This window comes from Chitinophaga varians (assembly GCF_014529945.1).
In the GTDB taxonomy this organism is placed as follows: domain Bacteria; phylum Bacteroidota; class Bacteroidia; order Chitinophagales; family Chitinophagaceae; genus Chitinophaga; species Chitinophaga varians.
This window is the reverse complement of the sequence record NZ_JACVFB010000001.1, coordinates 1,559,751-1,586,566: the sequence shown is the minus strand read 5'-3', so window position 1 is coordinate 1,586,566 and position 26,816 is coordinate 1,559,751. Positions and strand designations below refer to the sequence as shown.

At 51.9% G+C, this 26,816-nt stretch carries 18 protein-coding genes; 11 read left to right on the top strand and 7 right to left on the bottom strand.

Annotated features, from left to right (window positions below):
• Nucleotides 1-8 precede the first annotated feature (8 nt).
• Entirely contained in the window at nt 9-797 is a 789-nt protein-coding gene (locus ICL55_RS05945; protein ID WP_188095115.1) for an AraC family transcriptional regulator, read from the bottom strand.
• A 93-nt stretch (nt 798-890) separates the two neighbouring features.
• Between ICL55_RS05945 and ICL55_RS05940 the strand changes: the two genes are divergently transcribed.
• Genes ICL55_RS05940 through ICL55_RS05930 form a run of 3 tightly spaced genes read left to right on the top strand, consistent with a single transcriptional unit; the run spans nt 891 to nt 4,834 of the window.
• Nucleotides 891-2,192, top strand: a complete 1,302-nt coding sequence (locus ICL55_RS05940) for a TolC family protein (protein ID WP_223151324.1) — start codon at nt 891-893, stop codon at nt 2,190-2,192.
• Nucleotides 2,189-3,238, top strand: coding sequence for an HlyD family secretion protein (locus tag ICL55_RS05935; RefSeq protein ID WP_188095113.1), 1,050 nt, complete (start codon nt 2,189-2,191; stop codon nt 3,236-3,238). Before ICL55_RS05940 ends, ICL55_RS05935 begins: the two co-directional genes overlap by 4 nt.
• Nucleotides 3,239-3,244: 6 nt before the next feature.
• Nucleotides 3,245-4,834 carry an MFS transporter gene (locus ICL55_RS05930; RefSeq protein ID WP_188095112.1) on the top strand — a complete coding sequence of 530 codons (1,590 nt, stop codon included), beginning with the start codon at nt 3,245-3,247 and terminating at the stop codon, nt 4,832-4,834.
• 55 nt (nt 4,835-4,889) lie between these two features.
• On the opposite strand, the gene ICL55_RS05925 is transcribed toward ICL55_RS05930, so the two are convergent.
• A complete protein-coding gene (locus tag ICL55_RS05925; protein WP_188095111.1) occupies nt 4,890-5,981 on the bottom strand; it encodes a sensor histidine kinase in 1,092 nt (363 codons plus the stop codon).
• A gap of 121 nt (nt 5,982-6,102) precedes the next feature.
• Here ICL55_RS05925 and ICL55_RS05920 point away from each other — a divergent pair, with 121 nt between their 5' ends.
• The 6 genes from ICL55_RS05920 to ICL55_RS05895 are packed head-to-tail and all read left to right on the top strand — an operon-like array spanning nt 6,103 to nt 15,818.
• Complete coding sequence (locus tag ICL55_RS05920; RefSeq protein ID WP_188095110.1) at nt 6,103-6,480, top strand: response regulator; 378 nt, start codon at nt 6,103-6,105, stop codon at nt 6,478-6,480.
• A 46-nt stretch (nt 6,481-6,526) separates the two neighbouring features.
• Nucleotides 6,527-7,672, top strand: coding sequence for a HEAT repeat domain-containing protein (locus tag ICL55_RS05915; protein ID WP_188095109.1), 1,146 nt, complete (start codon nt 6,527-6,529; stop codon nt 7,670-7,672).
• Between the two features lie 6 nt (nt 7,673-7,678).
• Entirely contained in the window at nt 7,679-9,133 is a 1,455-nt protein-coding gene (locus ICL55_RS05910; RefSeq protein ID WP_188095108.1) for a glycosyltransferase family 2 protein, read from the top strand.
• 23 nt (nt 9,134-9,156) lie between these two features.
• Nucleotides 9,157-10,653, top strand: a complete 1,497-nt coding sequence (locus tag ICL55_RS05905) for a glycosyltransferase (RefSeq protein WP_188095107.1) — start codon at nt 9,157-9,159, stop codon at nt 10,651-10,653.
• An 18-nt stretch (nt 10,654-10,671) separates the two neighbouring features.
• Entirely contained in the window at nt 10,672-13,545 is a 2,874-nt protein-coding gene (locus tag ICL55_RS05900) for a tetratricopeptide repeat protein (protein WP_188095106.1), read from the top strand.
• 20 nt (nt 13,546-13,565) lie between these two features.
• On the top strand, nt 13,566-15,818 hold the full coding sequence (locus ICL55_RS05895; RefSeq protein ID WP_188095105.1) for a DUF4838 domain-containing protein: 2,253 nt from the start codon (nt 13,566-13,568) through the stop codon (nt 15,816-15,818).
• Between the two features lie 2 nt (nt 15,819-15,820).
• Here the strand turns inward: ICL55_RS05895 and ICL55_RS05890 are convergent, their stop codons facing one another.
• From ICL55_RS05890 to ICL55_RS05880, 3 genes are all read right to left on the bottom strand, one after another.
• Nucleotides 15,821-19,690, bottom strand: a complete 3,870-nt coding sequence (locus ICL55_RS05890; protein ID WP_188095104.1) for a PAS domain-containing hybrid sensor histidine kinase/response regulator — start codon at nt 19,688-19,690, stop codon at nt 15,821-15,823.
• A 65-nt stretch (nt 19,691-19,755) separates the two neighbouring features.
• Nucleotides 19,756-20,766, bottom strand: a complete 1,011-nt coding sequence (gene ahr, locus ICL55_RS05885; protein ID WP_188095103.1) for an NADPH-dependent aldehyde reductase Ahr — start codon at nt 20,764-20,766, stop codon at nt 19,756-19,758.
• A gap of 80 nt (nt 20,767-20,846) precedes the next feature.
• Complete coding sequence (locus ICL55_RS05880; RefSeq protein ID WP_188095102.1) at nt 20,847-21,734, bottom strand: helix-turn-helix domain-containing protein; 888 nt, start codon at nt 21,732-21,734, stop codon at nt 20,847-20,849.
• Between the two features lie 62 nt (nt 21,735-21,796).
• Here ICL55_RS05880 and ICL55_RS05875 point away from each other — a divergent pair, with 62 nt between their 5' ends.
• Complete coding sequence (locus ICL55_RS05875; RefSeq protein ID WP_188095101.1) at nt 21,797-23,032, top strand: amidohydrolase family protein; 1,236 nt, start codon at nt 21,797-21,799, stop codon at nt 23,030-23,032.
• Between the two features lie 46 nt (nt 23,033-23,078).
• Here the strand turns inward: ICL55_RS05875 and ICL55_RS05870 are convergent, their stop codons facing one another.
• Together ICL55_RS05870 and ICL55_RS05865 are read right to left on the bottom strand one after the other, a co-directional pair.
• On the bottom strand, nt 23,079-23,996 hold the full coding sequence (locus tag ICL55_RS05870; RefSeq protein WP_188095100.1) for an alpha/beta hydrolase: 918 nt from the start codon (nt 23,994-23,996) through the stop codon (nt 23,079-23,081).
• Between the two features lie 53 nt (nt 23,997-24,049).
• Nucleotides 24,050-24,961 (bottom strand): AraC family transcriptional regulator, encoded by a 912-nt coding sequence (locus tag ICL55_RS05865; protein ID WP_188095099.1) that lies wholly within the window; start codon nt 24,959-24,961, stop codon nt 24,050-24,052.
• 120 nt (nt 24,962-25,081) lie between these two features.
• On the opposite strand from ICL55_RS05865, the gene ICL55_RS05860 reads away from it, so the two are divergent.
• A complete protein-coding gene (locus ICL55_RS05860; protein ID WP_188095098.1) occupies nt 25,082-26,791 on the top strand; it encodes an amidohydrolase family protein in 1,710 nt (569 codons plus the stop codon).
• Nucleotides 26,792-26,816: the final 25 nt, after the last annotated feature.

Below are 26,816 nucleotides of genomic sequence, written 5' to 3'. Positions count from 1 at the left end.
ACATTATTTTATTTCAGCAGCCGGAAATCGCTCGGCCGCATATTGATCATTTGCTGAAAAGTATTGCTGAAGGCCGTTATTCCCGAATAGCCCACTTCATAGGCCACCTCACTTACATTCATCTCCGTTTGTAATAACAGCTCCATTGCCCGGATCATCTTCAGCATTTTTACATATTGAAGAAAGGAAGTGTTCAGCGTCTGTTTAAAGAGCCGCGTCAGGTTCCGTACGCTGTAACCGAAGAGGGCAGCCACTTCCGGCAGCATCAACGGTTCGCTGACATTATCGTGCAGATACCGCAGGACATCCTGCATACGGCTGTCTTCCGTTGTGGGCAACAGGATAGAAAACGGCTGGCCACTGGTATGCGGTAGTATATGCTTCAACGTTGTCAGTAGTTCATATTGCCAGTTACCCGGCAACATGTCTCCTTTCCAGGCCGCCGACAGTTGCAGGATTTCATTCACCACACCGGTTACCGGATAGATGCTCAGCCGACTATAAAAAGGATGGCGGGCATCTTCTTCATCCATAAAATAAATATTATGGATCACCAGGGAGGAGCTGTTGAACTTGATGTTATGGTCTACCCGTGGCGGAATCCACACAAAATGCTGAGCAGGGATATAATATTGTTTATCGTGTGTGTTAAGGTAGGCAATGCCTCCTTCCACCAGCAGTATCTGGCTTTTATCATGACAGTGCATCGGGAAGCGGTTTTCCAGCGGTTCATTCAGTACATAGATAGACGCCGGATTACTGTCGATTTCATTCCTGAATTTCTTGAACACGTCCATATGTGGCCAAAATTAGTAAATATTTGGCCTATTATATCAAATAAGACTTCCCCCGAGTCATCAATTTTGCATCAACCATTTTTTCTGTAGATGATGAAATACTATATTTTACGTTTATCCCTGCTACTGGCAACGGCTTGTCCATGGCCAGTCTGTGGCCAGTCACCAGCCGGCGCCATTACACTGGCCACTGTGTGGGAACGGGCCGAAGCCGGTAACCGGCAGATCCATCTGCAACAGCAGGAACTGGCCGGCAGCACTGAAAAAGTGCTGGCCGCCCGCGATGCGAGACTGCCTTTCCTTAACGTAGATGGCGCGTATTCGCGATTGAGCAACATGCCCCTGTATACCGATGGCATCCTGCACGCTCCTACACAGTTTCCCGTTTCACATGAGCATTATACGGCTGGCGGCAATCTGTACATCAACCTGTACAACGGCGGGAAGGACATCCGGGAAATAGCCATGGCCAAAGCAGAAGCGTCTATTTCCGCTACGAAGCTGCAACACACCGTAGCAGAGATCCGTTACCAGGCAGCCGTGTATTTCCTGGACCTGTACCGCTATCAGCAGTTCAGGGTGCTGCTGGAACAGGATATCCGTTCCTGTGAGTTGCAGCTCTCGGAAATAAAACAACTGTATAAAAACGGGCTGGTATTAAAAAGCGACGTGTTGCGGGAGGAAGTGAAGATATCCAACCAACAGTTATCGCTGACTGAGATCAATAACAACATCGTCCTTAGTACGCAACGGCTCAACTACCTGATGGGCCGGCCGGACACGGGGACCATCTATCCTGTCGTGGAACTGCCGGATGTGGCGGGGCCTGCGCCCGACACCAGCAGTCAGGAAGCCCTTGAATACAAACTGGCGCTGAAGCATACCAGTCTCGGTGCTTTACGGCTGGACCAGGTAAAGGCTACCCCGTTGCCTAAACTGGGTTTCTTCGCCGACTACCGTTATACCTATCCGCAAACAGCCTACTATCCCTATTCCCGCGTACCGTGGTCCGGGGGACAGGCAGGCGTCAGCGTTAGTGTTCCGGTATCTTCCTTTTATCAAAACAGGCATAAAACGCGGGAGGCGCGCATTGCGTGGCAACAGCAGCGGACCATCGCTGCCAGTGTGCAGGACAACCTGCGACAGGACATACACGCCGCTTTTCTGCATTATCAGGAAGCCGTACAACAGACCGTCGTAGCCCGCAGCAACATGCTACAAGCCACTGAGAGCCTGCGCATCCTGCGCAGCTCCTACTTCAATCAGCAGTCCCTTTTAAGTGACCTGCTCGATGCGGAGACCCAGCTGCTGCAATCCAAATTCAACCTCACCACCGCGATGGTGAAAGTGCAGGTACAACATTATCAATTACTCAGATTAACAGGAAAAATATGAACAAACAACTGACCTCCACCGACCGTTTTATCATCTACGCCACGCGGGCATTCGCATTACTCGTTGCCGGTGGCCTTTGCTGCTGGGGCGTTTGGTACTGCCTTCACCTGCTACGGTATGAAGAAACCAACGATGCGCAGGTGGAAGCTTACATCAACCCCGTAAGTGCCCGTGTATCCGGCTATATTCATGAGATACGTTTTGAGGAAAACCAGACGGTAAAAGCCGGCGATACGCTGGTGGTGATCGACAACCGTGACTATGTGGCCCAGGCCTCCGAAGCCGCTGCCGCACTGGAAAACGCAAGGGCGCAGACAACGCTGCTGGAGGGCAGGATCAGCACCCTGAAAAACGAAGCCGCTGTTTCCGCCGCCCGTATCGACGCAGCCAAAGCCCGTATGGACCATCAGCAGCAGGAATACAAGCGGTTCTCCAATCTGTTGGCCGAAGAATCCACCACCCAGCAACGTTTCGATAACGTAAAAGCCGCGCTGGACATCGCCACTTCCGAATACCAGGCAGCGCTGCGTGACCATGGGTCGGCAGAGGCCCGTATCACAGAGGCCTCCCATCAGTCGGCCGCCATCACCGCGGAAATCAAACGCCGCCAGGCCGTGGCAGAGCAGCATCAACTCAGTGTAGGCTATACCGTTATCCGCGCGCCCTACAACGGACGGGTAGGCCGCAAGAACATACAGGAAGGACAGCTTATTCAGGCCGGGCAACCACTCACTTTTATTTCCAACGATGACACGCCCAAGTGGGTAGTGGCCAACTTTAAAGAGACGCAGGTACGACAGTTCCGTGCGGCGCAGCCGGTAACCATCACGGTAGATGCTTTCCCCGGAGAGACTTTCCACGGCGAGATCACCTCCTTCTCTCCTGCCACCGGTTCCCGTTATTCGTTGTTACCGCCGGACAATGCCACCGGCAATTTTGTGAAGATCATCCAGCGGATACCCGTGCGCATCCGGATACTGGAGGACCCTGCTGTAATGGCCCGCCTGGTGGCCGGCATGAATGCCAATGTATCTGTTCCTAAATAACTGTTTATGTCATCTGTAAGCTTACCACTTTTTAAACCATGGGCACCGGAATGGCTGATCCGTGCCACTATTTTTCTGATGCTGTTACCTGCACTGGGCGTCTTCGCACTGTATTTCAGCAACGGCGCTGAAACTACCGGTTATTACGGTATGGAGCCGGCAGACCTGCAATATTCCGTGGTGATCATGTACGCCGCGCTGGTTGCCTTTCTGCCGATAGACGACCGGCTGGTAAAATATGCGAAGCCGCGGCCATACTTCCTGATAGCAGTAACCCTCAATACGCTGACCTGCCTTATCTGCGCCGGCACCCGCAACCTGGCCGTGTTTATGGCCTGCCGTTTTGTACAGGGTGCGGTATGTGCTTTGTTCTGCAGTATCTGTCTGCATATGATCTTCTCCCGGTTGCGTTCAGACAGGATGCGGGTCATCGGCTACTCCGTATTTTACGGGACTTTGCAGGTATCTATCCCTGCCTGTGCGTTCTTTTGCAGCTGGATACTGCATTATTTTGAGTTCAACCACCTCTTCTATTTCCTCATACTGGCAGAGATACCAGGGGTGATACTCCTGCTGACCATTACCAACAACGTACGTTTCAGGAAGAAGTTTCCCTTGTACCAACTGGATTGGGCCAGTTATATTTTGTATGCTACCATGCTGTGCATCGCGGGATACATCTTCGTATACGGGCAGCAGTTAAACTGGTTTTCCAGCCCACGCCTCCGTTGGTTACTGCTAATTGGCACTACCAGCGGTCTGGTGCTCGGCCTGCGGCAATACGCCTTAAAACGCCCTTTACTGGAGCTGCGGCTGTTCCGGTTTACCGGCTTCAGAAATGGATTACTGCTGCTCATCGCCTATTATACCTTCAAAGGCACCACCGGCCATGTTTACGCTTATTTACAGGGCGTATTACAGATAGACCCGATAAACCTCACGCCGGTTTGGTCGTCTAATATCCTCGGTATTATTATGGGGATGTTGGTCGCGTCCCGGCTCGTACTCAACCAAACGGATACACGCTGGATACTGGGCAGTGGTTTTCTGGCTTTGTTGTTATTCCATGTCTGGATGTATTTTCTCTTTTCCCGGGAGGCCAATACCCGTCATTTTTTGTTGCCGATGTGGGTACAGGGCTATGGCACCGGTGCTTTGTTTGTGCCTATTGTGATGTACGTCGTTTCTTCCGTTCCGGCGAAAATGGCCGGCACCGTTTCTTTCCTTGGCATCGCGGCCCGCTATACCGGTTTTTGCGGCAGCATCGCCTTCGCGAATTATTTTCAGTTATACGCCAGGAGCATTCATTACAATAAATTCAGGGAGCAGTTCACCGGTATCAATCCCATGCGGGACGACGTGCTGGAACAGTTCCGGCAGCATTTTCTGGCAGGCGGTAAAGACATGGCCACCGCGCGGCAGCTGGCGGAAGGCGCCGCCCAGCGTATGATGCAGGAACAAACAGCCTTGCGGGCATCGATGGATTATTATGCGTGGATGATTATCGGTTTAAGTGTATTGGTCACCGTTATAGTAGCAGGTCCGTGGGTAAAGCAGCAGGTATTGCGGCCACGGCGGGCATTTACGCCTTACTGACCTGTATGGGAAGCACCGTACCCCGGGCCCCCCCCGGGGTACTTATTGAATACGTTTATTTTCTCCATTGGAAATAAAAACAGCTCCCTTCTCCTTTCACTGATTCTACCCATACCTTGCCGCCTTGTGTTTCCACCAGCAGCTTCAGGATATTCAGTCCAATGCCGGTTCCTTTGCCATTATCCCCGTCATTGTCCACTTTCTCAAACAGGCGGAAGATGCGTTCATTATCGTTTTCAGCGATGCCTGGCCCGTTATCTTTCACATAAAATTCGTAATACTCTCCCTTGTCTTCGCCACCGATGGCTATTTTCACCTGCGGCTTGTCCACATATTTGATCGCATTGCTGATGAGGTTTTGGAATACCTGTTGCAGTTTCTGGCGACTGGTGTACAAAGCGGGAAAGTTCTCCGCGATGTGAACATGCACGTTGGCCGGTGGGAATAACAGTCGTATCAGTTGGTCCAGTAACTCATTCACTTCCACCATTTCTTCCGGCTGATTGTCCTGATGCTCGCGGCTGTAATCCAGGATGGCCGAGATCATATCGGCAAGTTTGTGGGACGCTCCCACGGCCATGTCCACAAAAGACAGCAGTTCCTCAGACTGTCGGAGTTCTTCTTCCTCCCGCAAAATCAGCAACAGGCTGGTAATCCCGGAGAGCGGCGATTTGAGGTCGTGTGCCACTACGTGCATAAAACGCTCCAGTTGCCCGTTGATCTGTTCTTTCGCTTTCAGCGCCATTTTCAGCTCACGCTGATAATAATATAATCTTTCAAAAACATCCACCTTGGCACGGGTCAGGTGTTTATGCAATGGTTTGGGGAGGTAGTCTACCGCTCCTTTCTCAAAACCTTTGAGCATATCTTCCTCGTCTTTGTTAGTGGCTGTCACAAAAATCACGGAGATGTCTTTGGTCTGCGGATGGGCTTTCAGCTGGCGGGCCACCTCATAGCCGTCTATGTCCGGCATCTGCACATCGAGCAGTACCAATCCAATATCCTCCTGCTCTCTGGCTATATCCAGCGCTTCGCGGCCGGAGGTGGCCAGCACAAACGTCCGACCTTCGGCCTCGAGCATACGCTGCAATACTAAAAGGTTGGCTTTGTGGTCATCTACCAATAATATCTTAAACTTCGTGGTCATAACTATATACTTCCATCGCAAATATAGGGCATAAAAAAGCAGACATTTACATATAATTCCTATCTTTATTAAAGAGTTCAACAGTGACCATAACAGCCATGAGTAACCGCTAATCTCGTATATGTATAAAATACTTGTTATCGAAGACGACGAAGTAATGCCGAAAATTTTTCAACGGATACTTCATAAGGAGAACTATCAACTGGACCACGTCGTGAATGGGAAAGAAGCCATTCAGAAGCTGGAGGAGACCAACTATGGCTACGATCTGATCATTACCGACATCATGATGCCGTATGCCAACGGCTTTGAAATTCTCAGCCGGGTGAAAAGCCGTAAAGAAGGCAAGCCTATTGCTGTTATTATCGTTTCCAATGCGGGCAACGAAGATATGATCCTGGAAGGGTTTAAGCTGGGAGCGGACGATTTCCTGAAAAAGCCTGTCATTCCCGGCGAACTGCTCATCCGGGTGAAACGATTACTGATGCAGTATCAGTAATTATGTCCTTTACCAGGCATTATTTTATAGACCATTTCCTGCGACCATGAAAACCATATCGGCTTTTTTTTCGGCTACGGTGGACCAGTTCCGTTATGCGCCGCTTGTGATACAGATCGCCGTCGTCTTTACCGCCATCGCGGTGTCGATGACGACCATCGCCTATATTTCCATCCTGCTGAATCGCTACCGCAGCCACCGGCGGGAGAAAAAGCTGGCCGCCCTCCATCCCATGATCGATGAGCTGCTCACCGAACATATCCTGATGAACGACGAGCTGTATTCCGATGAAGCGGTAGAAACAGCGGTACCGGCGGAAGTATTTGACAAACCCATCTTTGAAAAAAAATGGGCCCGGCAGGTACTGATCCAGCGGCTGATGCAGTACCGCGACAACGTACAGGGCGCCATGGGCAATCAGCTGCGTAATCTCTACCTGCAACTCGGGCTGGACAAAGACTCCCTGAAGAAGCTGAAGTCCAGCCGCTGGAACCATAAAATCCAGGCCCTCGGCGAACTGACCAATATGGACATCCCCATCGCCGATGTGGTCATCCTGCCATTAACGAATAGCCGTAACCGTGAGTTGCGCGCCACCGCCCGGCACGCCTATATTAAACTGAGCAAAAACGAGCCGTTCAAATTTTTTGATGTGGCCACCGAACCACTGCTGCTCTGGGACCAGGTGGAACTGTTCCGTATCATTTCCACTACCGACCGGATCTCCATCCCCAACTTCGCCCAATGGATCACCTACTCCTCCAATAAAAGCATTGTCGCTTTCTGCCTGAAACTGGTAGAACACTATCAGCAGCTGAGCGCCGTGCCTGCCGTGGTAAAGCTCCTGGACACCCGCGACCATTACCTGCGGGCCAATGCCATCAACTGCCTCGGCAAGCTGAGGATCGAGAGTGTGGAAGACAAACTGATCAGCATGTACGATAGCCAGCCCCATCATTGCCGCACAGAAATACTGAAAGCATTGGGACGTATCAGCAGCGGCAAATATGTGGAGTTCCTGCGCCAGGAATTCCTGCACTCCTCCGATTTCGAAATCCGTAAACACGCTGCTAAATCGCTGATCAATAACCAATGGGCGGCCAGCAGCCTTATTCAGGAACTGGTAGATACCGCCACCAGGGAGAACAAACTCATTCTGAAACATTGTATGAACCCCTTAATCAAATTTTAGTCGCTGATGGACCGTACATTCTGGGAAATACTCAGGAATATATTTGAGACCGGCACTTTTATTTACGGTGCGGTGCTATTAGGTACCTACGCCCTGCTGGCGCTGTTTTCCATCATCGCGGTGCGAGCCTATGCTAAAAAGGGAGAATCCCGGCAGGTGGACATACTGCTCAAATCCCCGCTGGCGCCGGGCATCACCGTGCTGGCCCCCGCTTTCAACGAGGGGTTGACGATTATATATAACGTCCGCTCGCTGATGACGTTGATCTATCCCCGTTATGAGATCATTGTTATCAACGACGGCAGCACCGATAACAGCCTGGAACAACTGATAGAAGCCTTTGAGCTGGTGCCGGTAGACTTCGCCTATAATGTGAAGATCCCTACGCAGCCGGTACGGAAAGTCTATAAATCCACCAATCCCGCTTATGCCCTGCTGACCATCATCGATAAGGTAAACGGCAAAAGCAAGGCAGATGCCGTTAATGCCGGTATCAACGCAGCTTCCTACGACTATTTTGTGTGTACCGATGTAGACTGCATCCTGCACGAACAAACGCTGATGGAGCTGATCAAACCCGTTATGCAGGAACCGCATAAGCGGGTGATCGCTACCGGCGCTACGCTGCGTATCGCCAACTCCTGCGAGTTTGACCAGGGGGTGATGACCAGAATGCGGCCGCCGCGGCAGCTGCTGCCCCGCTTCCAGGAAGTGGAATATATCCGCGCCTTTGTGCTGGGCAAAATGGGCTGGAGCCTGGTCAACTGCGTTCCTAACGTGTCGGGCGGCCTCGGGCTGTTCGACAAGGAAGTGGCCATCCGCAGTGGCGGATATGATTTCAGTTCATTTGGGGAAGACATGGAACTGATGACCCGCATGTGCCGCTATGCCTGTGACAACAAGATCGATTACGCCATCCGATATATTCCCCGCACGCTCTGCTGGACGGAAGCTCCGGAGACCGTCCGCATCTTCGGCCGCCAGCGTACCCGCTGGGCCAGAGGGCTCGCCCAGCTGATGCATGCGCACTTCGGTATGTTCCTCCATCCGCGTTATGGCCGTATGGGCATGATCATCTTCCCGTATAACTTCTTTTTTGAATTGCTGGCACCTGTTGTGGAAGCTGTCGGTATTATATTTTATCTCACCGGCGCCATACTGGGCCTTATCAACTGGCCCACAGCGCTGTTGCTGCTGTTATTTATATATACCTACTCCGTGATGATCACCACGCTTGCCATCCTGTGGGACCAGCTTACCTTCCGGTATTACAAAAGCTGGCGGGAAGTGATCTATCTGTGCGCTACGCCGCTGATGGAGATGTTCATCTACCATCCGCTGATCGTATTTTTTTCGCTGCGGGGGTATTTCTACTTCCTTACCGGGAGAAAGAGCAGCTGGGGCAACATGCAGCGCCGTGGGTTCAAACAACAGGCGTCCGGTACGGCGGCTGCCCATTAATCAGATTTTAAATTGTCGATATAGTGGAATGGTTCAAAGATTTCTATGAAGGCTTCGTTTTTGTATTCGGCTGTGTGATGCTGCTGATGTATGCCTTGCTCGCCCTGCTGTCGCTGCGGGGCATCCGGCGTTTCCAACGTACGCATAGCTATGTCGACTATACGAAAATGCTGGACTCTCCCCTGGCGCCGGGCATCTCTGTTATTGCGCCGGCCTTCAACGAGGGCGTGACCATCATCGCCAACGTCCGTTCGCTGCTGACGCTGGTGTATCCCAAATACGAAGTGATCATCATCAACGATGGCAGCACCGATGACACGCTTGCAAAACTGATCAGCGAATTTGAACTACAGGAAGTGGATTTCGCCTATCATGAGCGGATCAAATCCCAGCCGGTCAAACGTGTGTTCAAGTCCGTCAATAATGTTTATGACAAACTGCTGGTCATCGATAAAGTAAATGGTAAAAGCAAGGCGGATGCTTCCAACGCCGGTATCAACGCCGCCGCCTATGACTATTTTCTTTGTACCGATGTAGACAGTATTCTGGAGAAAGATACCCTGCTACGTTTGATCAAACCCTTTATGGATGAAGAACACCAGCGGATCAAAGCCATAGGGGAACCGTGTCCCGAATGCGGGTATATACATTTTGAGGAAGACAGCGTGCGGGTGATTGCTTCCGGCGCCACTTTGCGACTGGCCAATTCCTGTGAGGTAGACGAAGGCGTGATCACCCGGGTGAGGCCACCGCGGCAGTGGCTGCCCCGCTTTCAGGAAATGGAGTATATCCGCGCCTATGTGCTGGGGAAAATGGGCTGGAGCCTGATCAACTGCGTCCCTAATGTGTCCGGCGGCCTCGGGCTGTTCGATAAGGAAATTGCCATCAAAGCCGGGGGATATGACAGCCAGTCCTTCGCCGAAGACATGGACATTGTCACCCGCATGTGCACTTACATGATCGATAACAAGCTGAAATACGCCATCCGGTATATCCCCACGTCCCAATGCTGGACGGAAGGTCCTCCCACGCTGAAAGTTTTCAGCCGCCAGCGTACCCGCTGGGGGCGCGGTCTGGCAGAGATCATCACCATGCACCGAAAGGTGCTCTTTCATCCACGGTACAAACAACTGGGGATGATCGTGCTCCCCTACAATCTCTTCTTTGAGTTTTTAGCGCCCATCATCGAGTTCACCGGCATCCTGTTTTACATCTACCTGATCATTACCGGTCAGATCAACTGGCACTATGCCCTGATATTGCTGTCCTTTGTGTACCTGTATTCCGTGATGATCACCACCCTGGCCATCTGGTGGGACCACATGACCTATCATTATTATAAAACCTGGCGGGAAGTAATAGGGTTAGCCATGATGGCTTTTCTCGAGCCATTGTTTTATCATCCGCTGATTGTCTTTTTTGCCCTGAGGGGATATTATTATTTCCTGACGGGTAAAAAACATTCCTGGGGCAATATGCAGCGCCAGGGCTTTGGCAAAAAGAAAACCGCAAACGCTTAGTACAAATTTTTCTTATAGATGAGGACATCCGTGTTGAAATATGTTTTCCTGATAACCGCTACCGTAGCCGTTGTGCCGGGCATGGCACAAAACAAAAACAAAGGCAGGGCGGCCGAGACGCTTTACGACGATGCTGTAAAAGCCATGCGGGCCAAACAGTACCCCGAGGCCATCCGTCTTTCGCGGCAGGCGCTGGACCTACAGCCCGACTTTGTGGACCAGCAACTACTGCTGGGCAGGCTGTATCAGCTCACCGGTCAGCAGGACAGCGCCCGGAAATATATCCGGCAGGTACTGACCACCGCTCCCCGCTACCGCGATGCCTACCTCTATGCCATTAATATTGAACTGGCCCAAAAACAATACGAGGAAGCTGAATGTTATGCAGATATGGCGCTGGGTTACTTCAACGGCGACCGGGAATTTATGCTGAAGAAACTAGGTGTCATGGATGAAGCCCGCAAGTTTTATCAGGGCAGCAATTACGCCCATACCCTCATGGACAGGTATGGTGCCGACACTGTTGTGCAAAGGACCGTCACCGGCCACTTCCTGCTGGCTGGCAGCTACTTCCGTAAAAACAATTATCACCACCTTGCGCGTGACAATTACGAAAAGGCGCTGATGACCGACCCTTCCAATCAGGAAGCCAGGCAGGCACTTACGGGCATGGATATACGTGATAATAACTACAGTGCCGCGCTCGAACGCATAGAAGCCGAACTGGCCACCCGGCCCAACGCTTACGACCTGCTGATGAGCAAGCTGGAGATGTTGCAGGAGATGCACCGCTATCCCGAAGCCATCAGTCACCTTGAAAATATTATTAAACGTTTTCCGGGAGATACCAAAGCCCGCAGCCAGCAGGTGCCTTTACGCATGGAAGCTGCCGCTTATTACACCAATACCGATCCATATGCACTATATGCCGGCATACTCGAAAAAAATCCCGGTAACCAGGAAGCCCAGCAGAAGCTGATCGGGCTCAGCGTGTCCCACGGCGCTTACCGCGAAGCGCTCAACTGGATCAACATGGGCCTGAAGAGCCATCCCGACGACACCCGGCTGCTCGGCCTGAAAACCGATATGCTGGAAAGCGACCGTAAATACGCCGAAGCCGCTGTACTGGCCGAAAGACTGCTACAACGCCAACCCGGCAATACCACCGAACGGGAACGCCTCAGTCGACTCTACACCGCCAGCGGCCGCGAGTATCTGGTGCAGCAACAATACCCCGAAGCTATTACCGCATTTGAAAATGCCCTTCGCATCGCGCCGGCAGACAGCACCGCACCGGACCTGCTGACCAATACCTACCTGCTCCAGAAAAAGCCTGCACAGGCCGTGACCGTACTCGATCAGGCATTACTGCAACATCCCGGCAACGCACGCTTCCTGCTGAAGAAGGCCAACATACTGGCCGACATGGGCCAATACGATCAGGCCACGGCCATTATGGAAACACTGCTGCAACAGTACCCTGTCAACGCACAGTACTCCTCGTTATTACAGGACATCCACCTGAGCGCGGGCAGAATACTGATGCAAAACGAAGAATATGAACAAGCCAAAAGGCAGTTCCAGGCGGTACTGGCCTTACAGCCCGGACAGCCGGAAGCCCTCCAATACCTGATCAACGCAGAAAGCGCCATGCAACAGCCGGACAGCGCGCTCACCTGGCTGGACCAGGCACTGCAACGTGATCCACACAACAGGGAGCTGTTATTTAAGAAAGCCGGCATCCTCACCACACAACATCAATACGGGGCTGCCGGCGCTATCCTCGACAGCCTGCGGCAGCAGTATCCTTTTACAGCTAAATACCGCAACGCCTATACAGACAATCTGCTGGCCGCCGGCACCACTGCCCAGCGCAATCAGCAACCCGACAGTGCGCTGCAAACTTTCCGTCAGGTGCTGGCCATCAACCGGAAAGACTCGGCAGCGTTGTTATATACCATCAACCTGTACAATGGGAAAGGCGCCTATGACAGCGCCCTGGCCTATGCTGATCAGGGGCTCCGGTATTATCCGGACAACGCGGCTTTCCTGGAAAAACGTGTGGTCACCCTCGAAAATAAAAAAGACTATGGCGCCGCCTCACTGGCTGCCGACTCGCTATTGCGTTACAGTAACACCACCGCACATACCGACTATGCTGATTACCTCCGCAGCAAAACGCTCAAAAATCAGTTTGGGTTGTTCTTCCTGCGCTCCAGCTACGACTATGGCACCAGCCGCTGGTATAACATCGCCACCGCAGAATACCGCCATTTTATGAAGCGCGGCAGTTACGCCGCCAGGCTTAACTATGGCGGACGCGCAGAAGGCACCGGCGTAATGGGAGAAGCTGAATTGTACTACACACATAACCGTCGCAACTATTCGTATGCCCTTGCCAGTTATGCCAATTCAGATGTGTTCCCTACCGCCCGGCTGGCCTATTCCCTCTTCCATACCTTTGGTAAAAGCATAGAAGCAGAGCTGGGCGCCAGGTATCTGAAGGCAGACACTTCCAACGTGTATTCCGGCGTGGTATCAATCGCTAACCGGTTTAACGACTTTTATGTGAACCTGCGAGCTTATTTCATCAGCGACCAGCCCCATTTTTATACCTCTTTCAACCTCACCACCCGGTACTATATGAACCGTGACCAGGACTATCTGTTGCTGGTGGCAGGTCTGGGTACCTCGCCTGATGACCGCAGCCGTCTGGTACAGTTCCCGCAACTGGCAGGACTGCTGACCCGCAGCGTGGGGGCCGGTTACCAGAAAACCATCAGATACCGCACCACACTGGGGCTTTATGGTACCTGGATCAACCAGAAGATCAGTCCCACCATTTTTCAAAACCAGTACGATATCTTTGTAACGGTACAACGAAAATTCTAACCAATTTTATGCGCAGGAAGATGACATACCTACTTTACATCATGAGTTTGTTCGGTTACGGCTGCCAGTCCCTTACCGGTGGTGATATCACATTGGTATCGGGCGGTAAGAGCAACTATGTGATCGTATTGCCCGCTGATGCCGGCAAGAACGACCAGCATGCCGCTGATGTGTTGAAAGAATATGTAAAGCGGATGTCCGGCGCCAGCCTGAGCATTGTCAAAGAGAATACCTTAAAAGATAAAAACCAGCCGGCTATTTTTATTGGCCATACCGATCATGCCGCCAATATCAATACCGGGAAAATAAAACCGGAAGGTTTTATGCTGGCCACCGATGCGCGTGACGTCTATATCATCGGCGGCAGCGGCAAAGGCGTGGTATACGGCGCCTACACCCTGCTGGAACAGTATCTCGGTTGCCGCAAGTACAGCCAGGCGCCGGCCACAGTGCCCGTTGTTAAAGACGTACGCGTGCCGGCACAACTGCACGACTTACAGGAACCGGCTTTCAGCTACCGCGAAACCTATTATCCCGCTGCGTTCGACAATGAATACCTCGAATGGCATAAACTACATCGCTTTGAAGACCTCTGGGGGTTATGGGGCCACTCTTTCTTTAAGCTGGTGCCACCCCGCGCCTGGTTTGCGAACCATCCGGAATATTTCGCCATGGTGAAAGGTATCCGGCAGCCTACGCAGCTGTGCCTTAGCAATGAAAATGTATTCCGGCTGGTGGTGGACTCCCTGCGCCAGGCCATCAAAGACAATCCGGACGCTATGTACTGGTCGATCTCACAGGAAGATGGCGGCGGCTACTGTACCTGCGACCTTTGCCGTAAGGTGGACGCCGAAGAAGGTGGTCCGTCCGGCTCACTGGTACGTTTCGTTAACAAAGTGGCGGCGCAGTTTCCGGAGCAACAGTTCACCACCCTGTCGTACCTGTATTCCTCCAAACCACCGCAACGCACCAAACCGGCCGCTAATGTGATCATTATGCTCAGCTCCATCGACGCGCTGCGGCAGGAGCCGCTGAGCAGCATTCCGTCAGCTGCCACTTTCCGTAACAACCTGGAGGCATGGGGTGCCGTGACGTCCCGACTTTTTGTATGGGATTATACGACCCAGTTCACCAACTACCTGGCGCCGTTCCCCGACTATGCCAATCTGCAGCCGAATCTGCAATACTTTTCTGACCATAAGGTCAGCGGCGTGTTCTCACAAGGCAGTGGCGATACCCATAGCGACATGGCAGCGTTCAACGCCTATGTGCAGGCCAAATACCTCTGGAATCCGAAAACCGATGCCGATAAATTACAGGATGACTTTTTACAGGGATACTACGGTAAAGCCGGCAAAAACATGCGGCAGTATATAGACGCGCTGGTGAACACACTCAAACAAACCCACGCTCCGCTTGATATCTACGGCAACCCTGTCAATCATCACCGTGACTATCTGTCGCCTTTGGCGATTGATACCTACAGCAAGCTGCTCGACAAAGCTGAAGCTGCCGTTGAAGGACAAACTGAGTTGTTAAAACGCGTATATGCGGCACGGTTACCGCTGGAATATGCCGTACTGCAGCAGTCCCGTTTCTTCGGCACAGAGCCGCACGGCTACCTCGATGCTAACGGAAAAGAATATACGGTCAATCCGCGCTGGCCGGAAAGAGTGCGGAAATTTACCGCGCGCTGTAAAGAAACCGGTGTCATTACACTGGCCGAGGGCGGTGTTAGCCCCGACGGCTATCAACAGGAATGGGATAGCCTGTTTGCCCGCAAATGGACCAACAGCCTCGCTTTCAGGACCAAAGTATCACTGGTGAACCCGCCCCCGCCGGAGTTTCCGGGCAAAGGCGCACAGACGCTTACCGACGGGCTCGAAGGTGGCAAAGACTTCAGCCTCAACTGGCTGTACCTGTACGGCAAAGATCTCGTAGCGGTGATAGATCTGGGTACCGCCAAACCGGTCAATACCGTGTTCATGCACTTCTTACAGGATGCCCGTCATTATATTTTTAATCCCACCCGCGTTGTTATTGCCGTGTCAGATGACAACGCCCATTTTACGGATGTGGGAGAACAAACCATTACGCCGCTACAGGGAGAAGACTACGATATAAAAAACACGCCGGTATCTTTCAAACTAACGGGAAAGCCTGTACGTTACATCCGGATCACCGGTGTTTGCCCCACGGAAATCCCCATATGGCGGGAAGCGCCCGAAAGCAAACGGCCGGCTATCTGTTGTGATGAAGTTTATGTGCAATAATATCAGGGCAACTGGTCCAGCGCCAGCTGAACCGCAACAATCGCGTTGTCCAGTTCGGTGGCCAGTACCTGTAACCGTTCTGCTGTGGGCCCGTTACTTTCTGTATCCCGCATAGCTTTTTCCAATGCGCTCAAACCTGCGTAGGTTGTCACGCTCCGCATACTATGGCATATCTCCCCCATCCTTTTGGGATGCTGGGTCATGTCCTTTTCCGCCAGTTCCTTCCTGACCGATTTACAATCCTCCAGCAGCAGCAAGAGCGTTTCCCGGAGCAGCGGGTCCTGCTGGTTGTCACTGGCGAGGTAACCCATCAACACGGAGAGGTCCAACGGCTTTACACCTGTAGGTGGTAAAGCGTCTGGTTCTTCATTGCCCACCCATTTATTCACCAGTTCCAGGATTTCGTCCTCCACAAAAGGCTTCGACAGGAAATCGTCCATGCCGGCGTCCTGGCATCGCTCACGTTCTCCTTTGGTATTACCGGCGGTCAGTGCGATCACGGGAGTATGCTTTTCCGGAAACAGTTCCCGGATACGACGGGTGGCATCATACCCGTTCATTTCCGGCATTTGGATATCCATAAAAATGAGGTCCGGTTGTTCGCCCACATACAACGACACCGCCTCCTGCCCTGTCTTAGCTTCTATAATGGTAGATGTAGGAATAGAGCGGGAAATAATGGTTTTAATCAACAGCATATTGACATTGTTATCTTCTGCCAACAGTACTTTTAAAGCCGTGCGCTCCGGCTTCCGCTTTTGCGGTGTGGCCGGTCCGGCGCCGTTATGCTCCGCATGCTTCTGCGACAGATGTGCCAGCGCATTATACAGGTCCTGCATTTTTACCGGTTTTACCAGTCGTTGTTCCACTTTCAGCTCTTCACAAACCCGCTGTACGGTTTCATCATCTGAAGAGCTGTACAACAACACCACCGGTGTCCAGGTGCCCAGCTGGTCGGCCATCTTCCGCATTTTACGGAGCGTTTCCAGTCCATCCATTACCGGCATATGATAGTCCATCAATACCGCGTCGTAGGTACGCCCTTCCATCAGCAGCTGCAACGCTTCAAAGCCGCTTTTAGCCATGTCTGTCTCGATGCCTTTCAGCAGCAGCATCTGTTGCAGGATGGTGCGGTTATGTTCATTATCATCTGTCACCAGTACTTTTTTCACGGCCTCAATATGTTGCCATGTTACCGGCGGGCCGTCGGCTGTTTCCACCATTACTTCAAAAAAGAAGGTGCTTCCCTCTCCCGGCGTGCTTTGCAGTTGCAGCCGGCTGTTCATCAGCGCCAGCAGCTTATTGGAGATAGTAAGGCCTAAGCCCGTGCCACCATATCTTTTGGTGATGGAGATATCTTCCTGAGAGAAAGCTTCAAATATTTTTTCCTGTCTCTCCTGCCGGATACCAATACCGGTGTCAGATACCTCAAAGCGGACAACACGCTGGTATTGCGCGTTAGCGGGAGAAACGGGGTATATTTTCAGGCCTACTTCTCCTTTTTCGGTGAACTTGACCGCATTGGAGAGCAGGTTGACCAATATCTGTTTTAGTCGCAGCTGATCGGTCCAGATAAAGCGGGGCAGTTCGGCAGATACATCGTAGATCATTTCCAGTCCTTTGCTCTGTGCCTGAAACTTCACCATATCGCTCACCTGGCTGCTCACTTCGAAGATGTCCAGTTTTTGAATGTCCAGTTCCAGTTTGCCTGCTTCGATCTTCGAAAAGTCAAGGATATCATTGATGATATTCAGCAGGGTGCCCGCGCTCTGGTTCACAATAGACAGGTACTGGTGTTGCACGTCGTTGAGACGTGTTTTCAGTACGAGGTCTGTAAAGCCGATGATACCATTCAGCGGTGTTCTGATTTCGTGGCTCATATTGGCCAGGAACTCTGACTTGGCCACACTGGCCTGTTCCGCCAATAGTTTGGCCTGCCGCAGTTCTTCCTGATGTAACGCATTAGCAGTTACATCTTCCGTGAGGATGGTGATACCGCCGATGCCGCCATCATGGTGGAACCAGGGCCTTACCTCCCAACGCAGGTGCTGATCGTGCTTCCATCCCGGTGGGCGCCAGATGAATTCTCCATTCTTCTCTGTTTTGCCGGCAACGGTATCACGGTAGACTTGTTTGAAGCCTTCCGGAATATCGGGCAACAGTTCATAGACCGTTTTGCCGTAAAGAGCCTGACCTTTCAGGCCATTGTCTTCCTCCCAGGCATTGCTACAGGCGATAATACGCAGCCGTTTATCCAGCATCACCACCGCCGCGGGGGTATGCTCCACAAAAGCAGAGAGCTTTGATTTTTCATCGAGCAGCAGTTGCTCTGCTTTCTTCTGGTCAGTAATATCCGTAGCGATATGCAGGTATCCTGTCAGTTCATTGTCCATATTATGGATGGCCGATATCACGAGGGATACGTTTACGGCAGAACCGTCTTTTCGTATATACGTCCACTCCTGTTGTGCGGCCTGTCGCTGACGGGCTGCCGCCATGGCGAATATTTCCATGGGCGCAACGCCTCTGGCCCCGGCCCTTTCAAACAGTTCGGCCGGTTCATGGAAAGTGGCCGGCGTTTGTTTACCGACGATCTCCCGGGAGGTATAGCCCAACAGTTTTTCAGCGCCTGTATTAAACAGGGTGATCGTACCATCCAGTCCGGTAGCGATGATACTAACGTCTGTGGCTGATTGAAGAACATCCTCCAACAGTTTACGTGCCCGTTGTATTTCTTCTTCCAGCCGCTTTTGCCGGTCTATGTCCTGGAAAGTGCCATACAACCGGACACATTTACCATCTCGGACTTCCGTACTACCGATGGAGCGTATCCAGATATTTCTGCCTTTGGCCGTAACGATCTCCAGTTCTATGTCCCAGGGCTCATGAAATTGTATCCCTCTGTTAACCGCCTCCTCCATCGCTGTGCGGTTAGCCCCCTTGTAGAAGTTCAATGCACTTTCCAGCGAAGGCTCAAAATCATCGTCTACCTCATGAATGTGGCGGGTCACATCGGACCAATAGGGTATTTCTCTTAATACATCAAACTGCCAGAACCCAATCCGGGCCACGCTGTTAGTCTGTTCCAACATTTGCGTGGTCAGTTTCAGGTCTTTCTCCAGTGCGTGCCTCAACGTTATGTCCAGCGCGTTGGCGATCACGTAAGGATGCCCGTCTATAGAGTATTCGAGTACGTTGTTGTACAGCCAGATCCGTATGTTGCCATCGCGGTGGCGTGTATGCATGATACCGCTTACCTGCTTTTCTTTTTTGACAGCATCAAGATATTCATATACACCTTCTGAAAACGCCGCGGGCACGATATCCCAGAGTGTTTTGCCGATGATTTCTTCCGGTTGATAGCCCAGGCTTTCCGCGCTGGCGCGGTTTACAGCAAGCAGTTTCCCTTCGAGGTCATGCATGCACATCATACCCCGGGAGTTATTAAAAAACACCCTGAACTGGTGTTCACTTTCCTGTAACTGGCGTTCATGCAGGATTTCCTGTGTGATGTCCCTGCCTACGGCGAAGATATTGCCGTTCTCCATTTCGGGAGAAGCCATCCATTGCAACCAAACGTATTCACCGTCTGTCTTACGCATGCGGTTCACGAAGTTGACCGTATCAATCCCTTCGTTTAGTCCTTTCAGTTGTTCCCCGGAGCTGTCGGCATCTTCCGGATGGATGATATCAAACACCGGACGGCCCAGTATCTCTTCAGGTTTCCAGCCAAGCACCTTTGAGAAAGCGGGGTTCACCATCTCAAAGGTGCCACTGCTGCCTACCAGACAGAACAAATCATTGGACAATAGAAAAAACTTGCGGAAATGTTCCATTTCCTCCTTGCGCGCAGAAGCCGACTGGTTTAACATAGTATGTGGTTAATGTCGTCAATTTACGAAAACTAAACACATTCCCCACCGACTTTTTCTGTTAATCAGCTGTTCTTCAATACTATCCGATAGCGTGCCTTTCCTTGTTCCAGGTGATGGATGGCCTCGTTCACCTGTTCCATCGGAAACTCTTCTACTATCGGGTAAATGTTGTGGCGCACGCAGAAATCGAGCATAGCGCGGATCACTGCCGGGCCGCCACCAGGGCTTCCCGCCACAGCTTTCTGTCCGGCGATCATATCAAAAACCGGAACGGCGATAGGCTCCTGTACAATGCCCACCACGTGCAGCTTTCCTTTGGGCGCGAGGCAATTCAGAAATATGTTCCAATCCAGCGGCACATTCACCGTGCTCAGTATAAAATCCAGCTGGCCCCGTACGGCTTTCAGGGCATTGGCATCGGTGGAATCGATCACGCGGGAAGCGCCCATGTTCCGTATTTCTTCATATTTAGCGGGATTGGAACTGAAGGCCACCACCTCGCACCCCCAGTGCTTCAGGAAACGTAATGCCAGGTGCCCGAGGCCGCCAATACCGATCACGCCTACCCTGTCGGTAGGTTTCACCCCTTCCAGCAACAGCGGGTTGAAGACGGTCAGTCCTGCACACAGCAGCGGTCCTGCTTTGGCCATATCGATGTTTTTAGGCAACGGAATAACCCATGACCAGTGGCCCCGCACGATATCAGCAAAACCGCCATGGCGGTCTATGACCACCTGCTCTGCATCTGCGCACAATTGCTGATTGCCTTCCAGGCAATGCCGGCAATGCATACACGATTCCGAGAACCAGCTGAGGCCCACCTTATCACCTACCCGTATACCTTTCGCGTGATTGCCTACGCGAATGACCTCTCCTACAATTTCATGGCCGGGCACCAGCGGATAGCGCGAAACGCCCCAGTCATTGTTGATCATGCTCAGATCAGAGTGACAAAGTCCACAATATGCCACCCTGATATCTACCTGCTCCGGCCCTATCTCCGGTAATTCATACACAAATTTTTCCAGCCTTCCGTGAGGCTCATTGGCTGCATAGCCCGTAACTTTTGTCATACAACAGTATTTTTCAGGCCGTAAAATTACCGGGCCTGCTGGCATGAAAGGTCAGGACATCAAAGGAAAAAGTATAAAAATCAAAGGATATGTGCCCGTATATGTTTCGGGGCGTGGCCGGTTTGTTTTTTGAAGAAGCTGGAGAAATAGTTAGGGGATTCAAATCCAAGACTATGTGCGATGATGGCCACCGGCCAGTCGGTATGGCGCAGCAGGGCTTTCGCTTCCTGCAATATCCGTCCGGCAATATGCACCGAAGTGGACTTACCGGTTACCTCCCGCACGGCATGATTCAGGTGGTTGACATGCACCGCCAGTGCTTTGGCATAATCGCCGGCAGCACGCAGTTCCAGTTGACGCCCGGGAGCGTCTATCGGGAATTCGCGCTCCATGCGTTCAAAAAAGCTGGCGGTGATACGCTCCGCCGCATTCTGATGACGGACGCTAATGGTATGTGGCGTTATTTTCAACGCTTCGTGTATCAGCAGCTGCAGGTAGTTGCGCAGCACGTCGTATTTATAGAGATAATCGGACTGCATTTCCGTCAGCATTTGCTGAAAGATACCGCTGATACGCTGTTCCTGTATAGCATCCAGAAAAAACACCGGATTGCTGCCGGGTTTGAAGAGCGGCGCCTGTTGCATGCTTTCATTCCGTTCGCCGTTTTGTAAAAACGATTGCTGAAACATACAGAAAAAGCCGGGCTGCTCAGCGGATACCGGTTCCCAGCCGAAGGGCGTATGTGGATTAAAGAATGCCAGCGCCGGGCGGTCGATCAGTATTTCCTCCTCATGCCCGCTCAGGCGGCTTTGTCCTTGTAGCAGCGATACCTTGTAATAGTCGCGCCGGTTGTAGATATGTGGTACCGTACAGTGGTCGCCGTTTTCAAACACATTAAACAAACGGCTGCCCTCTCCGATGATGCCTCTGTCGTCATAAAATGTTGCGATCGTTTCCTTTCTTCCCATGATTTCAAAATTAAGAAAATCAAAGAATAAAGCCGTACCTTAAATGATCACAACTTCCCCATATGAAAACGTATCTTTTGGCAATACTTTGTTGCTTTTTCCTGTCAGCCCATGCCCAGTCGGACCTGGCGCTGGTGGGCGCCCGCATCTATCCGGCACCGGGAACGCCGCCGATAGCCGACGGCGTGGTGCTTATCAACAACGGCAAGATCACCGCCGTAGGCAGCCGGCAGCAGGTGAAGGTCCCTCCACAGCTGCGGGTGATAGACTGCAAAGGACTGGTATTAATGGCCGGCTTCTGGAACTCGCATGTGCATTTCATGAGTCCTGTCTGGGAACATGCCGACAGTCTGCCTGCCGCACAGCTCACGGCGCAGCTAACAGATATGTTGACCAGTCACGGGTTTACCCATGCCTTTGACCTGGCGACGCTCAACTTCCGCAATCTGCGGGCATTGCGGGACCGGGTACGGTCCGGCGAAGTAGACGGCCCGGCTATCCTCAGCGCCGGCGAGCCGTTTGTGCCGCCTAATGGCAGCCCTTTTTATGTCCGTCCGATAAAGCTGCCCGAAATCAGCACCCCGGCCGCCGCGGTAGCTTATGTCAAAAAGCAGCTCGATGCCGGCACCGATGCCATCAAAATATGGTCCGCCTCCCCCGTAGGTAACGGTAAGGTGGTCTCGATGCCGATCGACATCGTAAAAGCCGCTACCACCACTGCACACCAGTACCATAAACTGGTATTCGCGCACCCTACCTCTGACACCGGCATGCGTATAGCCGTAGCCGGTGGTGTGGACATACTCGCCCACGTAGCGCCGGACGGTTATACGCCCTGGAAGCAGGCAGACGTGGATTTGCTGCGGCAGCACCATGTGGCGGTCATTCCTACGCTGAAGCTATTCAAATGGGAGCTGGAGAGAGAGAAAGTCGCTTCTCCCGAAGATCACCCACTGGTGAAAACAGCGATTGCACAGATAGGCATGTTTGCCAAAGGCGGCGGTGAAATTCTCTTTGGTACAGATGTGGGTTATATCTCAGATTTTAATACCGAAGATGAATTCCGTTTTCTCGCTACCGCAGGCCTCACTTTCGACCAGATACTGGCTTCGCTGACCACCGCACCGGCCAAACGCTTTGGCATGTCACAACAATGCGGGCGTGTAGCCAAAGGGCTGGACGCCGACCTGGTACTGCTGAAAGCCGATCCGCACGCCAACGCCAGCAACTTCGCGGCAGTGGCCTATACCATCAAAAAAGGAAAAGTGATCTATGATGCCGGGACATCTCACAAATAATTAAAAGGAAACGGCTGTCCCTTAAAAGGGACAGCCATTTCCAGGTTCAAAAACCGTTTTCTGTCAACCAACTTTTGAACATCCTAAACCAATTGTCTTTGCTCTGCAAATCGGTAAGGGCAAAGCCATGGCCGCCCGACTGCAGTATATGCATCTCCGATTTAACGTTGTTTTGCTGCAGGGCATTAAAAAAGGACAGCGTGTTTTTAACAGGGATCACGTCATCATCAGCAGCATGTACCATAAAGGTGGGTGGTGTAGTGGCGGTAACATGTTTATCTGTACTGTATAGTTGTAATAATTCCGGCGAGGGCTGTTTACCAATCAGTTTCTCCCGCGTTTTGGGAATGGCAGGATCGTAGATAATCACCGGATACAACAGCGCCATAAAATCAGGGCGCAGGTTTATCTTCTCCCCGTTATCAATCACCACCCGGCTGGTCTGTGTTCCTTCCATTGACACCAGGTGCCCACCCGCCGACAACCCCATCATACCTATCTTGTCGGGCTTAATGCCCCATTCTGCTGCTCTTTTACGCACCAGTTTGATGGCCGCCTGCGCATCCTGCAAAGGGCCTATCGACCTATCGATCATGATGGTATCATTGGGCAAACGGTATTTCACCACAAATGCGGCAATACCTTCCTGGCTCAACGCAGTGGCTATTTCCACGCATGCCGTCAGCGACAGCAGCCGGTAGCCTCCTCCCGGAAAAATAAGTATAGCCGTCCCCGTAGTTGTTTCTTTCTTAGGGAAAAAAGGGATGAGTGCCGGTTGTGTTACCCGGGTTACGCAATCATCAGCGTCTGTTTGTTCCTGGTAGTCGGCCGGGGCCTTGCGGGCGTTGGGCACGGCGCTTTCGTAGAGCGGTATGGTTGCCTGTTGGGCAGTAGCCTGTTGCAGACAAACCATCAACAACAGCAGGGGGATAAAATTTCCGGATTTAATGGGCCTGATCATCATAGCACATAAAAGTACAGCACCCACCATAGCGGCACTGTGCCAAAATGCTCAAATTACCGAACTGCCCTGAAACGGGTTGGCGGCATGCCGTAGACCGCCCTGAAAGCCCTGCTGAAAGCGCCCGCGTCTTCAAACCCACAGCTCCAGGCGATATCCTGCACCGGCTTGTCAGTATGCCGCAACAGCTCGGCTGATTGTTTCAGTCGTATATCAGTCAGGTACTGATAGGGCGTTGTATGAAAAACAGATTTGAACTGCCGCACCAGTTGAGGTACCGACAGACCGGCCTGTGCGCCGATCTTGCCCAAATCGATATTTTCTCCGTGAGATGCGTGCAGCACCTCCCTGGCAATACATAAGCGTTTATATACTTCTTTTCTGGTACTGGCTTTAACGGCCTTCACCTGACTTACGCTTTTCACATCTGACCGATGTACGCCGACCAGGCAGCGTAGCAGAAAAACGAGATATTCGTCGGTCATGGCTTCGTTGTATCCGGTTGTTTCCAACGCGCGTATAAGGCCGGAAAGCTGCATACCCATATCCGGCGTTATTTGCCGAAGCGTCTGAAAAAATTCAGGCATGCTGCCGCCTCCTACAGCAGGATCATCCAGTAGCATTTCTTCTCGGTGCAGTATGTCGGACAACACAACAGCTGCAAATTCATTTTTAAAAAAGATGGACAGGCACCGTACTTTCTCCTCACTGCTAATGCGGCAGGAGTAGCGCTGGTCGTTGTTTAAGAGTAGAAACTGTCCCGGACGAATGACCAGTTGCCGCCCATCGACGCCATACGTCTCCTCACCACTCAGTACCGTTTTAACCGAGAGGCAACCTACATGGTCTTCACAATGGCTGTCTTTGCTCTCCGCATGGAAGATGATATTATGCTTTCTGAATTTATTAAAATGCAGCGCTTCATCAAAGCCAGGTTGGGTATGATCGGGTAAACGGGTAAAATACATGGCGATTAATTAGAAAATCCCGGTGATGAAGTTAGCATTTTCAATTAAACTTTTACCGCATGGAAAAGTTGAGCATTTTGGCACATACTCAACAGTCGGCGGGTCTTACTTTCGTGCCCTATGAAACTGCTCAGCATACTGATTTCCATTACCTTTTTGCCATCCAACGTTGTTTTCGCTCAACAGGAAACCTGGATAACAAACGTGCGTCTTGTGGACCCCGCCAGGAAGACGGTGCAATACGGCATGACCGTAGTTTTCAGTGGCAATGTGATTACCGCCGTCCATAAAAGGAAAGCGCCGAAAAATGTTACAACTGTCGATGCCGGCGGAAAATACCTCATGCCCGGACTAACGGACGCGCACATACATTTTTTCCAAAGCGGTGGCTTGTATACCCGGCCGGATTTTATCGACCTGCGTAAGATCAGGCCTTATGAAGATGAAATAAAAGCCGTTCATAAAGGTCTTGAGCAGCAGTTGCGCCGCTATGTGCAAAACGGTATTACCACCGTGTATGACGTAGGTACCACCTACCACTTCCTTTCCCGGAAAAAGGAAATGGAGGGATGGGCCGTTGCCCCACAGGTGTATATGGCCGGCCCTATCATCACTACAGCCGCCAATCCGGTATACGACAGCCTGAAAAACGATGCGCCGTTTATGCGGGCCACCACCCCTGTAGAGGGCCGCAGGCTGGTGGAGGAACAACTGGCTTACCAACCAGACCTTATTAAACTGGTGTTCAGGCCCCAGGGCAAAGCGCCGGCAGCCTATATGCCCATCATCAAAGCGGTCATTGAGCAGGCCCATCTTCGCGGGTTAAGGGTGGCCGTACACGCCACAGCGCGGATCGCCGCCCAACTGGCAACAGCAGCAGGCGCTGATTTTTTGGTCCATAGCGTGGGAGACGAAGTATTAGATGATGCTTTTGTAGCGCTACTCAAAAAGAAGAAAGTGATCGTGTGCCCTACCCTGCTGATGGAGGATGGTTACCTGCACACCTTTGACCAGTCGCGGGTATTTACAACCAGAGAACTGACTTACGCGGAACCATTTGCACTTGGCAGCCTATACGACCTAAAACAACTGCCTGATACCGCTATCGCCGGCCAATACAAAATAAAGGCCGGTGAACATATGGCCCCAACGGCCGCCATCAATCGCACCAGTCAGTTGAACCTCAAAAAGCTCAGTGATGCCGGAGTGCCCATCGTAAGCGGCACGGATGCCGGCAATATCGGTACGCTGCATGCCGTCAGTCTGCTGCCAGAGTTGTTGCAAATGCAACAAAGCGGCATGAGCAACTGGCAGGTATTACAGGCGGCTACCGTCAATGCGGCTGGCATACTCAATCGTCCCGGTTATACCGGCAGTATCGCTGCAGGGCAACCGGCCGACATGCTGTTGTTAGATGGCGACCCCTCTGCCGATCTTAGTCAGCTGGCGCATATCCGTCTCGTTATCCGGAAGGGACAAGTGATAAGTCCTGACACGGTAATACATGACAGCCCTGAATCACTGGTGCAGCGACAGCTCAACGCCTATAACAGTCGTAATATGGACGCTTTTCTGGCCACCTATGCTGAAGATGCGGAGCTGCTCAATTTTCCTGACAAGCTACTCCGCAAGGGAAAAGAACAGATACGGAAGGCCTACTTCTTTTTTGACATCGCGCAGATACTGCACTGCCGCATTGTCAAACGCATCGTGGAGGGCAACAACGTCATCGATGAAGAACATATTGTGGACGACCACGGTACCCGCAGGGGCACCGCCATTTATCAGATAGAAAAAGAGAAAATCAAAAGCGTGTATTTTGTGAAATGACCATTCACTCATCTATGCTATGATA